This is a genomic window from Xanthomonas hortorum, assembly GCF_024339125.1.
In the GTDB taxonomy this organism is placed as follows: domain Bacteria; phylum Pseudomonadota; class Gammaproteobacteria; order Xanthomonadales; family Xanthomonadaceae; genus Xanthomonas; species Xanthomonas hortorum.
Map to the genome: position 1 here is coordinate 4,294,083 of NZ_CP101417.1, position 12,606 is coordinate 4,306,688.

Genomic DNA, 12,606 nt, shown 5'->3' on the forward strand with positions numbered 1-12,606 from the left:
GCGCACCCGGCGCTGAAGTCCAACCGTGCCGAATCTCGCTCTCTAGTAGCACCTACTCGAATCCGATCCACACGTCGCTCCCCCGAAAGAGGTGTTGGTGCTTGCCCTGATCTCGCCCGACAATGCCGCGATGCCGCATGCGCCCGCTATTCGATCGTCTTCGCTGCTGCGCCTGTGCATCGCGCTGGCGGCGTTGGCGTGCTGTGGCAGCAACCTGCTGTGCGCACCGGCCTGGGCAAGCGCGATCGCCTCCACGCGCGACGGATTGCTGCAGTTCCACCACACCGCGTGGAGCACCGAGCGCGGTGCGCCGGCCGATATCTGGGACATCCAGCAGGCCGACACCGGCCCGTTGTGGTTGGCCACCGGCTTCGGGCTGTTCCAGTTCGATGGCCAACGCTTCGCGCGGCAGCCGCCGCCCGACGGTGAGGCCTATGCCTCGCACAACATGACCACGCTGGCGCTGACGCCGGACAACAGCGCCTGGATCGGCTATTTCAACGCCGGCATCGACCGGATGGCGGACGGCCACCTCACCCACTTCGCACCCGGCAAGGACCTGCCGGCCGGCATGGTGTTCCGGATCGAGCGCGATGGTAGCGGGCGTCTGTGGGCGGCCATCGATGGCGGGTTGTGCTGGTTCGACAGGCAACGTTGGCAACGCGCCGGTATGGATTGGGGCTATGCAGCCACCCGCGCGCAATGGCTGTTGCGCGATCGCCGCGGCGTGCTGTGGGTCAGTGATGGCGCGCAGATTCTGCTGCTGCGGCCCGGCGCCAAACGTTTCGAGCCCAGCGGCCAGCAAATCGGCCATTTCGTCACCATGACCGAGAGTCCCGATGGCGCGATCTGGGTGGCCGATCCATATCGCGGCGTGTTCGCGCTGACCGACGCGCACGGCCGGGTGCTGCCCGCGGCGGTACGCGCGCAGCCGCAGTTTCCCGGCCTATTCGCGCACCGCATCCGCTTCACCCGCGACGGTGCGTTGTGGGGCAGCGACTACGCGGCGCGCGGGCTGTTCCGCATCGCATCGCCGGCGTCACCGGCGCCGGTGCTGGAACGCTTCGACACCATGCAGGGCCTGACCTCGACCACCGCCGGCCCGCTGCTGGAAGATCGCGAAGGCAATCTGTGGGCCGGCACCAATCTGGGCCTCAACCGCTTCCGTCATCGCGCGTTGCTGCCGCTTGCGCCGCTGTTGCCGGGTCAGGCGATGGCGGTGGCGCTGTTCACCACCACGCCCAGCCAGACCGCAGCACCGCTACTGGCGACCTTTCGCGACGGTCGCCTGCAGGCGTTGACGCGCGATCGCGTCGAACGTTTGCAGCACGGTGCGTCTGTCGCGGTGCTGGACGTCCCGGCGACCGCCAGCGGCTGGGTGCTGGGCAGGCACGACCTGTTACGGCTGCAAGCAGGCCGCGGGCAAGCAGTGCCGCTGCCACATGCATTGTCGGCCGGCTCGGTGCGCGCCCTGGTTGTCGATGCGCATAACCGTCCATGGATCTGCACCGAAGCCGATGGAGCCTTCCAGTTCGACAACGGCCTCTGGCAACCCATCACCAGCCTGCAGGACACGCCATGTTCGGTGCTGGCAAACAGCAGCGATGGCGGCATGTGGGTGGGTACCGTCACGGGCGAGCTGCGCATGTTGCGCGGCACGCAGGTCCACCGATACAGCGCGGCCGACGGCTTGTCGGTCGGCCCGATCACCGCCGTGCTGCAACGCGGCTCGCTCACGCTGGTGGCTGGCGAAACCGGGCTTGCGGTGTTGGGCGAGGATGGCCGCTTTCGGCAGGTACCCGACCAGGCCACTGCGCTACTGCAAGGCATCACCGGCATCGCGCAGGACCGCCGCGGCACGTTCTGGTTGAACGGCAATCGCGGCGTGGTGCACCTCGGTCGGCAAGCGCTGCTGACCAGCCTGCGCACCGACGTGGCCAGCCCGGCGCTGCACCTGTACGACATCATGGATGGGCTGCCGGGCGTCGCCCAGCAGGCCACGCCGGTGCCCACCGCACTTGCCGCCGACGATGGGTTGCTCTGGTTCGCCACCAATCAGGGCCTGGCCTGGCTCGATCCCGAACAGACCTACCGCAACCCGATCGCACCGGCGGTGTTCATCACCGAGGTAGTCGCCAACGACCGGCCCTATCCGCGGCAGGAGGGCCTGCAACTGCCAAAATGGACCGATCGCCTGCGCATCGGCTACGACGCCATCAGCCTCACCCGCCCCGAACGCGTGCGCTTCCGCTACCGGCTGGAGGGCGTGGACGCGCAATGGCAGGACGCCGGCAATCGCAACGAGGCGTTCTATACCAATCTCGCTCCGGGGCGTTATCGCTTCCACATTGCCGCAGCCAACAACGACGGCGTATGGAACCAACGCGGCGACACGCTGGAGTTCGTCATTGCCGCAGCGTTCGTGCAGACCTGGCAGTTCAAGCTCTGCTGCGCGCTCGCGGTGCTGCTGGCGTTGGGCATCGCCTGGCGCATGCGTACCCGCCACGTTGCCGGCCGCTTGCGTGCGCGCCTGGAAGAGCGTTATCGCGAACGCGAGCGCATCGCCCGCGAATTGCACGACACCTTGTTGCAGGGCACGCAGGGACTGATTCTGCGTCTGCACGCGGCCAGCCGCTCGTTGCCCTCGAACGACCCGCGCCGGCTGGAACTGGAGCAGGCGGTGGACCTGGCCGAAGACGCGCTGATCGAAGGCCGCGACCGCGTCAACGGGCTGCGCGACAGCCAATCCCTGCACGAAGACCTGGCCGGTGCCCTGCAACGGGCACGCAATGCGACCATGCCGCCACCCACGGCGGAACTGCATCTCCTGGTCGAAGGCCGGCCCCTGCGCTTGCGCCCGCTGGTGGCCGATGAGCTGTTCCAGCTCGGCCGCGAAGCGCTCACCAATGCCGACCGGCATGCCAATGCCACCCGCATTGCGCTGGAACTGCGTTACGGTGCACGTGACTTCGTGCTGCGCATCCACGACGATGGCTGCGGTCTCGAACCGGACGTGCTGCACGGCCAGGCCCGCACCGGCCACTGGGGACTTACCGGCATGCAGGAACGCGCGCAACGCATCGGCGCCAAGATGCAGTTGTGGTCGCGCCCCGGCAGCGGTACCGAAATTCAGATCCTGGTACCCGCGCGTGCGGCCTACGCAAGTCCACCGCGCTGGTGGTGGCCATTTCGACAGGCAACATCCACGGAGAGCCGCAATGGTTGAGATGGTCAAAGCAACCGATGTGCTGGTGGTAGACGATCATCCGCTGCTGCGCGATGGTCTCAGCGCCATGCTCGCGGCCGAGCACGACATGCGCGTGGTCGGCGAGGCCGAAGACGGCGAGCAGGCGGTGGCCTGCTACAGCAGCCTGCGCCCGGATGTGGTGCTGATGGATCTGCAGATGCCGCGCGTGGATGGTGTGGAAGCGATCCAGCGCATTCGCCGCCTCGACCCGGCAGCCAAGGTCATCGTGCTGACCACCTACACCGGCGATGTGCGTGCGGTGCGCGCGTTGCAGGCCGGTGCCTGCGGCTACCTGCTGAAAAGTTCGCTGCGCCGCGAACTGGTGGACACCATCCGCGACGTGCGCCGCGGACAACGTCGGCATGTGCCGGCGCTGGTGGCCGAAAACATCGCCGCACACGTACTCGACGATGCCCTGTCTGCGCGCGAGACCGAAGTACTCAGCCTGGTCGCCACCGGCTGCTCCAACAAGCAGATCGGCAGCGCCTTGACGATTTCCGAAGAGACCGTCAAGGCGCATATGAAAAACATCCTGTGCAAGCTCGGCGTGCACGATCGCACCCATGCAGTGACCGTTGCTTTGCGTCGCGGGATCCTGTCGCTGGAGACCTGAGCGGTCCAGCATTCTTGAACGCAGGGCCAGGCAGCGTGACCGCCGCCCTGTCAAATCGACCGGCTTGCGCTATGGTATGCACCGCCGAGCGGCAAGGGGGCCGCTTCAGCATCGTGTGCGACAGCCGATAACGGCTACGTCCGGACGCAGCAAAGCGCAGCGGCGGCACTCGATCCAATCACTAAACGCGTTCAGGGGAATTGCGATGCTTCGTCACTCTTTGCGGGTGCGCCTGCTGTTGCCGGTGCTGGCCTTGGTGCTGGTCGTGGTGGCGGCACTGACGGTCATTCTGGCCATTACCGAAGCGAACCGGGTCAAGTTCGAGGCCGGCGACGCGATCGAGCGCCAGTCGGTGTCCTTGCAGACCCTGTTCTCGGTCACTCGCGCGATGATGCTCGACCGCGTCAATTCCTCCATGCGCCAGCTGCGCAAGGAAGCCAACGCACACGGCGCCGCAAGCATCGGCAACGAAGTGCGCGTGGGCGACCGCAACGCCAACGACTTGCTGCTGGGCCAGAAGGCGCAGGCCAATGCCTTCGACATGCTCGACGATGTCACCGCCATCCACGAAGGCACCGCCACGCTGTTCTCGCGGACCGGCGATGACTTCGTGCGCATCTCCACCAACGTCAAGAAGGACGACGGCAGCCGCGCCATCGGCACCGTGCTCGATCCCAACGGCCAGGCCGCCGCCAAGCTGCGTAACGGCGAAAGTTTCTACGGCGTGGTCGACATCCTCGGCAACCCGTATGTTACCGGCTACGAGCCGATCTTTGCCGGCAACGACAAGCGCGTGATCGGTGCCTGGTACGTCGGCTACAAGGCCGATACGCAGGCACTGGAAAACGTGGTCAGCAGCCGCCGCGTGCTCGATTCCGGCTTCATCGCCATCTTCGACAGCAAGAACAAGCTGCGCTTCCAGTCCACCACCGGTGCCACCACCGACACCGCCACCATCGAACGCATCGTCAAGGACAGCCCCGGCGATTGGGTCGTGACCAAGCAGGAAGTGCCCGATTGGGGCTTCACCCTGGTCTCTGCCTATCCCAAGAGCGACGTCAATGGCGTGATCGTGCGCCAATCGCTGTGGATCGCCGGCATCGGCCTGCTGGTCTGCGCGTTGCTGCTCGGCCTGCAATGGGCATTGATCTGGAGCCGCGTGTTGCGCCCCATCCAGCATTTGACCACCGTGGCCGAAGAACTGAGCCTGGGCAAGTGGAACCACACCATCGACGAGGTCAATCTCAAAGATGAAATCGGTACCCTGGCGCGCGCCATCTCTCGCCTGTCCAACAGTGTTCGGCTGGCCATGGAGCGCCTCAGCAAACGCTGAGCCGCTCGCACCCACTCCGTACCAGATGATGCAAGGAAGACGCCATGTCCACTGAATTCCGTCCGCTGATCGAGATCCTGCGCGAGCTCAAGGCGCTGGCATTGAAGAAGGCGTCCGGCTTTCTGTTCATCGTCACCGAGGAAAACCACTCCTGCATCGTCCGCCTCAATGCCGGGCAGATCGAAGAAGTGGTGTTCCGCATGCTGCGCAATGACGAGGCAGTGCAACGTCTCACCATGGTCAACGCGGCAAAGGCACGTTTTCAGACCGACCCCGGCGCCGGCATGGGCAAGCCCTCGCTGCTGAGCGATGACTCGCGCCAGTGGTTGATGGGTGGTTTCGAGCAGGATCTGGGCGGTGCGCCGGCTGCGCCGCGTGCGCCAGTTGCACCGGCAGTCGTGACGACCGCAGCAACGCCTGTCGCGGCACCGAGCGCAGCGTCTGCATCCGTCGGCGTTGGATCTGCACCCGACGAGCGCGTACGCGATGCATTGGAAAAAGTCGCGTTGAACTACCTCGGCCCGATCGCCGGCATGCTCTGCGACGAAGCCTGGGAGGCATCGAGCGACATCGAGCAAGTGCTCAATCAGCTTGGCGCCAACCTCTCCACGCCGCAGGAAACGCAGAAGTTCATGGCCGACGCGCGCGTGGCGCTGGCCAAGCTGCGCTGAGGCGAGGCCACGCTGCCAGCGACGCATCAAACCATCCAGCGCCGATCTAGTCCTCGTCCACCACTTCACTCATCACTGTCTCCTTCGAAAAGTAATACTTGAGCAGGAAATCTGCGGGGGCATTACAGACCAGACACCGCGTCGACGGTTGCACAGTGATTGAGCCGGATTGAAATACGGTCATCGTGCCCCGGACCTGGCGCCCCCCGCCCTAGGCGCTGCGCGGTGCACCTGCCCACTGAGCGATGAAGTCGTCGATACTCTCTGCGATGCCGCTCTTGATCGTGCTCAGGCGTAGGATGGGGATGCCACTTTTCGCCAGAATTCCGTTCTTCAAGGCGTCCCGCGCCGCCTGATCTGGCCGGTCATGGGAACCACCATCGACCTCGATCACCCCTAAAGGCACCTTGCCCACCTTGAAATAAATCACAAAATCGCAGCTGGCGCGTGCCATGAAGGCTCGCTCGCGTTGCGTTAAATCTGGATTATTCGGCGATGCGACCTGATCCAATTTAATCTGATCGTGGTACATCAACGATCGGTACACCGAGGCGGACAGCGCCTCGCGCAGTAGCTGCGCCACGATCTGTTCGGACTTGTAGCGTGAGTCCTCGGGCCTCAAGCGCGCGTTCAAGCGCGCAAGGGAGTGGTCGTACTCGCGATACAGTAGATCGAAGGCCGACACCACCGGCGCGCGCAAAATCTGCTCGTCCTGCGCGTAATAGGTGACGTAACGCACAAGAGCCGCAATCTGGCCGTTGTTGCCGGTGAACACCTCGTCGCCCGTCACCAGGGTGAAGCGGTGCTTGGCTCGCGACACCGCTACGTTGATCATGTGCGGGTCGTCGACGAAATCTAGCCGCTCGCGTTGCTGGTTGTAGCGCTTCTTGTCCAGCACGGTGGAGAAGACGATCTCGTCGCACTCCCGGCCTTGGAACTTGTGCACGGTATCCTTAACGAAATCCTCCGGCAGGCACCTGCCCGAGAGATTAACCTGCGCCCGGAACGGGGCGATAAAGCCACGGCCGTCGTGGTCCATCCCGACGGGATCGCCCTCGTCGTCTAGCAGCTTAAGCAGGGAATCCAGCTCCCTAAGGTTGGTGTTCTTACGGGTATGGTTCCCCCTGGCAGTCACCACCAAGCGTAGAGGCGCCTCCCCTTTGTCCTCGGTCATTGGTATCAATGCGTTGTCGTAGAACTGCTGATTGCAGAACTGGATGATCCTGGGGTGGCAGCGGTAGTGCTCTTTCAGCATCGTCCTGGGTATCGCAGCACCGAATACCTTGATGCACGAATCGAGCAAACTGTAGCGCTCGCAATCGTAGGCGTCGGCTGGCGCAGGCAGGTCCAGCACCACCGGAATATGCGCCAACTGGCGGTTGTCGCCGACGACGATCAGATTCTTTGCGCAGCCCAGCGGCAGGATGCCCGGCACAATATTCTGCAGTGAAGCCTCGTCGATAATCACATAATCGAGGATTGCCCCAGACGCGATCGAATTGACAATGGAGTGCGTGCCGCTACCCAGAATTGGAAAACGCTGCAGGAAGGCATCGAATTGTTGTTGATGCCGGTACGTATTGGCATTGAAGCTATCCAAAGGCCGCACCTGAGCTTGCAGATGTTGCTTCAGGTGACGCATCGATGCCGCCTTCAACGCCTCCAGCGAAACATCAAAATTTGCGAGCGCCAGCGAGTCGCGGCACTTCTGCAACTCCGCTTCCTTATCCCGTAACGCCTTGTCGTAGTAGTGCATCTGCAGGGCATGGAAAACGGTCAGGCGCGCATCGCCATCAGCGAACGGCTTGGTGCGGAAAATCTTGAACTGGAACAGCAGCTCGATGCGATCTTTCAGGCGGATGCGCTGCTCACCTAGATAGGCCAGATAGGCCATCAGATCCGTGGTCTTGGGCGGCGACAGTCCGTACTTGTCCAGCGAGGCCGCCACCTGCACACCGCTTTCTGCTTGCCACTGCTGCAGATAGCGCCGCTCGACAGTCAGCTCGTCTAGCTCGACCTGCAGTTGCGCTACCCGATTGCGATCGTGCAGGTGCTGCTTCAAGCGGTCAAGCAGGACCTGGATTTCCTCTAGCGACGGCGCGGGCTCGGATTCGATGGGGGGCCACGGCGCTAGATCCGCGAAGAAGTCCCTACGGTTGTCCTGGTTACCGAGCTTGGCGACTAGGTGGCCCAAGCCGCACTTTTCCAGCTTCTCGTAGACGTTTTCCACCGCCGCATTGTTGTTGGACAGTACCGCCACCGTCTGTCCACGCAGAAGGATATTGGCGAGGATGTTGAGGATGGTCTGTGTCTTGCCGGTCCCTGGCGGGCCCTCGATTACGCTTACCTGCGCGCGGAACGCCTGCTCGACTGCCGCAAGCTGGCTCTCGTTAAGCCCGAACGGATAGATTAGCCCACGGCTTGGCACCAGTGCACCGTTACGCCCCGTGCAATAGGCCTGCAAGGCAGTGTCGGCACTGGCAGGCAATCTTTCCAGTTGGCGCACGACATTTGCAGCGATTTCACGGTCAGTCTCAGATTTCGCGCAATCGCGACGGGCATTCGCCACGGCTAAGAAGTAATGGAAGATCGGCGTATCTTTTATCGCCGTCGGCGCCACAAGACCGATACCGTCCATCTTATGAACGTAGGGCCTATTGGCGTCCGGATAGTGCACGACCGCATACCGTTCGCCATAGATCGTCACCTTGGAGACGGGCTTGACGATCGTACTAGTTGGTTTTGTTAGTAACATCTCGCCCAATTCGCGCGATGGAGAAACGCAACAGTTGCTAAGTGGGCGGGTGTAGGTTTTCTTTGAGGGGTAATGACAAGTCAGTTGCAGGGCTTTGTACTTGTCGCTCCAGCAAATCACCCAATCACTGATCTTCGCAGTCTTATCTTCGCCATCCACATGGATAGAAACCATACGTCCCTTATTCGTGTGCGAACGGCATCTTGATTCCGCTTTGCGGCGAACATCGAATGCAATTCTCTGTGCCAATAAGAAATTATCTTGCCATCACCGCATCATGAAAAATATGGCTGTATGGTCAGCAAAAGGCAATCTGTGACGCAAAGCAATTAGTGCTCAATTGCAAACCGGCGCATGAGACTCTTCGATATTTTCAGGCACTGCACCATTGCATGGCTTCAGCGCCACGGCGCCGCTTCAGTATGCTCACCTATCAGAATGCTTGTCAGAATCGCCCCGTCAGTGGAAGGCAGTTGCCGAAAGCAAGTTTTCGCGAGCTTGAACAATCGAGAGGCCACAACAGCCATAAGCGCCACGCCTCCGGCGCAACCTTGGCCGCTTTTGGGGCAGCAAGGTCAGCAGTGTCATCCCGGCTCATGGTCTGTTCCTCCGCACCACGCCATCGATGCGCTCTATCCTCACTCCGTCGCTGCCATCACCGCCTAGCCGCAGTTCGGCGGTGCCAAACAGGAGATCCACGCTGTACTAGCCGGCGATAGCCACCGATAGCTTTCGTGACGTATTTTTCTTAAATCAACACGTTACGACAATTTTTCGATAGTCAGCGATAGTCCCCGATGGACTAATTTCACTCCCACTCGATCGTCGCAGGCGGCTTGCCGGAGATGTCGTAGACCACGCGCGAGACGCCGCGCAGTTCGTTGATGATGCGGTTGGAGACCTTGCCGAGGAAGTCGTACGGCAGGTGTGCCCAGTGCGCGGTCATGAAGTCGATGGTTTCCACCGCGCGCAGCGCGATCACCCATTCGTAGGCGCGTGCATCGCCGACCACACCCACCGATTTCACCGGCAAGAACACCGCGAACGCCTGGCTGGTCTTGTCGTACAGATCGGCCTTGCGCAGTTCGTCGATGAAGATCGCATCGGCCTTGGCCAGCAGTTCGGCGTACTCGCGCTTCACTTCGCCCAGAATGCGCACGCCCAGGCCCGGGCCCGGAAACGGATGGCGATACACCATCGTGCGTGGCAAGCCGAGCTCGACACCGAGACGACGCACTTCGTCCTTGAACAATTCGCGCAGCGGTTCGACCAAGCCCAGCTTCATGTGCTCCGGCAAACCACCGACGTTGTGGTGGCTCTTGATCACGTGCGCCTTGCCGGTCTTGCTGCCGGCCGACTCGATCACGTCCGGATAGATCGTGCCCTGCGCCAGCCACTTGGCATTGGCCAGCTTGTTGGATTCTTCGTCGAAGATATCCACGAACAGGTTGCCGATGATCTTGCGCTTGGCTTCCGGGTCGCTCACGCCTTCGAGCTTGGCGAAGTAGCGATCGGCCGCGTTGACGCGGATCACCTTCACACCCATGTGCTCGGCGAACATCGCCATCACCTGGTCGCCTTCCTGCCAGCGCAGCAGGCCGGTATCGACGAACACGCAGGTCAGCTTGTCGCCGATCGCCTTGTGCAACAACGCCGCGACCACCGACGAATCGACGCCGCCAGACAAACCCAAGATGACTTCGTCATCGCCCACCTGCGCGCGCACGCGCGCAATCTGGTCGTCGATGATGTTGGCCGCCGTCCACAGCGTCTGACAGCCGCATACATCGACCACGAAGCGACGCAGCAAGGTCTGGCCCTGCAGCGTGTGGGTGACTTCCGGGTGGAACTGCACGCCGTACCAGCGCTTGTCCTCGTTGGACATCGCCGCCACCGGTATGCGGTCGGTCACTGCGGTAACGGTGAAGCCCGGCGGCACCTGCGACACGTGATCGCCGTGGCTCATCCACACATTCAAACGCGAGGCGCCGGCGTGATCGGTCAGGCCGGCGAACAGCGCATCGGCCGCCACCACATCGACCTCTGCATGACCGAATTCGCGCTGGTCGGCCGCCTCGGTGGCACCGCCCAGCTGCGCCGCCAGTGTCTGCATGCCGTAGCAGATGCCGAACACCGGCAGGCCGCTGTCGAACACTTCCTGCGGCGCGACCGGCGCACCCGGCAAGGTGGTCGATTCCGGCCCACCAGACAGAATGATGCCCTTGGCACCGAATCCAGCAATCTGGGATGGATCATGATCCCAGGCCCAGATCTCGCAGTACACGCCGATTTCGCGGATACGCCGCGCAATCAGCTGGGTGTACTGCGCGCCGAAATCGAGGATGAGGATCTTGTCGGTATGGATGTTGGTCATCGAGGGCCGGGATTGGGGAGTTGGGATTGGAGATTCGCAAAAACGCTAGCCACAACCGCTGCCGGATGAGGACGCGGTAGGCTCTTGCGAATCCCGAATGCCGAATCCCCACTCCCGCGCGCTGGCTTACCCAGCGCGATAGTTCGGCGGCTCTTTGGTGATCTGCACGTCGTGGACATGGCTTTCGCGTTGGCCGGCGCCGGTGATCTTGACGAACTTCGGCTTGGTGCGCATGTCTTCGATGGTGGCGCAGCCGACATAGCCCATGGTCGCGCGCAGGCCGCCGATCAGCTGATGAATGATGCCGCCGACCGAGCCGCGATACGGCACACGCCCTTCGATGCCTTCCGGCACCAGCTTGTCGGCGTCGCTGGAATCCTGGAAATAGCGGTCCTTGGACCCCTTCTCCATCGCGCCCAGGCTGCCCATGCCGCGGTAGCTCTTGTAGCTGCGGCCCTGGAACAACTCGACCTCGCCCGGTGCCTCCTCGGTACCGGCCAGCAAACCGCCGACCATCACCGTGGACGCACCGGCGACCAACGCCTTGCCGATGTCGCCGGAATAGCGGATGCCGCCATCGGCGATCAGCGGAATACGGTCCTGCAGCGCCTCGGCGACCATGTCCACCGCGGTGATCTGCGGCACGCCGACACCGGCGACCACGCGCGTGGTGCAGATCGAACCCGGACCCACGCCGACCTTGACCGCATCGGCGCCGGCATCCATCAGCGCCAGCGCGGCATCGCCGGTGACGATATTGCCGCCAATCACCTGCAGTTGCGGATAGGTCTTCTTGACCCACGCCACGCGGTCGATCACGCCCTGCGAATGGCCGTGCGCGGTATCCACGATCACCACGTCCACGCCCGCTGCGGCGAGCAGTTCGATGCGCTGTTCGGTATCGCCGCCCACGCCCACCGCGGCGCCCACCAGCAAGCGCTTGGCAGCGTCTTTGGCAGCGTTGGGGTTGTCGGTCTTTTTCTGGATGTCCTTGACCGTGATCAGGCCGCGCAGCTCGAAGCCGTCGTTGACCACCAGGATCTTTTCGATGCGGTTGCGATGCAGCAGCTCCAGCACTTCCTCATCGCTGGCGCCTTCGCGCACAGTGATCAGGCGATCCTTCTTGGTCATGATGTGGCGGACCGGATCGTCGAGCTTCTTCTCGAAGCGCATATCGCGGCTGGTGACGATGCCGACCAGTTCGCTGCCATCTACCACCGGCACGCCGGAGATGTTGCGCGCGCGGGTCAGCGCAATCACTTCACCGATCGTGGTATCCGGGCTGACCGTGAACGGCTCGGTGATCACGCCGGATTCGAACTTCTTGACCCGGGCCACTTCGCCGGCCTGTTGCGCAGGTGTCAGGTTCTTGTGGATGATGCCGATGCCGCCCAGCTGGGCCATGGCCACCGCAAGGCGGTGTTCGGTCACTGTATCCATCGCGGCCGAAAGAATCGGCAGTTTCAGGCGCAGATCGCGGGTCAGCCGGGTTTCCAGGCTGACATCCTTGGGCAGGACGATCGAATGAGCGGGGACGAGCGAAACGTCGTCGTAGGTGAGAGCTTCAGCCTGGATGCGGAGCATCGGCGGACCCGAGTTTGGGGAAGCGCGGC

The 12,606-nt window shown here is 62.8% G+C and carries 7 protein-coding genes; 4 read left to right on the top strand and 3 right to left on the bottom strand.

The features are described 5' to 3' along the window. Positions 1–130 precede the first annotated feature (130 nt). From NMB96_RS18400 to NMB96_RS18415, 4 genes are all read left to right on the top strand, one after another. Positions 131–3,226, top strand: coding sequence for a sensor histidine kinase (locus NMB96_RS18400; RefSeq protein ID WP_255086990.1), 3,096 nt, complete (start codon positions 131–133; stop codon positions 3,224–3,226). Then, positions 3,219–3,860: a response regulator transcription factor gene (locus tag NMB96_RS18405; RefSeq protein ID WP_023904132.1), complete on the top strand. Its 642-nt coding sequence runs from the start codon at positions 3,219–3,221 to the stop codon at positions 3,858–3,860. Before NMB96_RS18400 ends, NMB96_RS18405 begins: the two co-directional genes overlap by 8 nt. Before the next feature lie 205 nt (positions 3,861–4,065). Further along, a complete protein-coding gene (locus NMB96_RS18410) occupies positions 4,066–5,193 on the top strand; it encodes a Cache 3/Cache 2 fusion domain-containing protein (RefSeq protein ID WP_180316130.1) in 1,128 nt (375 codons plus the stop codon). A 44-nt stretch (positions 5,194–5,237) separates the two neighbouring features. Continuing rightward, complete coding sequence (locus tag NMB96_RS18415; RefSeq protein WP_023904134.1) at positions 5,238–5,864, top strand: DUF8082 domain-containing protein; 627 nt, start codon at positions 5,238–5,240, stop codon at positions 5,862–5,864. A 211-nt stretch (positions 5,865–6,075) separates the two neighbouring features. Here the strand turns inward: NMB96_RS18415 and NMB96_RS18420 are convergent, their stop codons facing one another. The 3 genes from NMB96_RS18420 to guaB all read right to left on the bottom strand — a co-directional run bounded on the left by NMB96_RS18420 (position 6,076) and on the right by guaB (position 12,577). Beyond that, entirely contained in the window at positions 6,076–8,793 is a 2,718-nt protein-coding gene (locus NMB96_RS18420; protein ID WP_023904136.1) for an AAA domain-containing protein, read from the bottom strand. 634 nt (positions 8,794–9,427) lie between these two features. Then, positions 9,428–10,993 (bottom strand): glutamine-hydrolyzing GMP synthase, encoded by a 1,566-nt coding sequence (gene guaA / locus NMB96_RS18430; protein ID WP_255085375.1) that lies wholly within the window; start codon positions 10,991–10,993, stop codon positions 9,428–9,430. A gap of 126 nt (positions 10,994–11,119) precedes the next feature. Beyond that, positions 11,120–12,577 (bottom strand): IMP dehydrogenase, encoded by a 1,458-nt coding sequence (guaB, locus tag NMB96_RS18435; RefSeq protein WP_255085376.1) that lies wholly within the window; start codon positions 12,575–12,577, stop codon positions 11,120–11,122. Between the last annotated feature and the right edge of the window lie 29 nt (positions 12,578–12,606).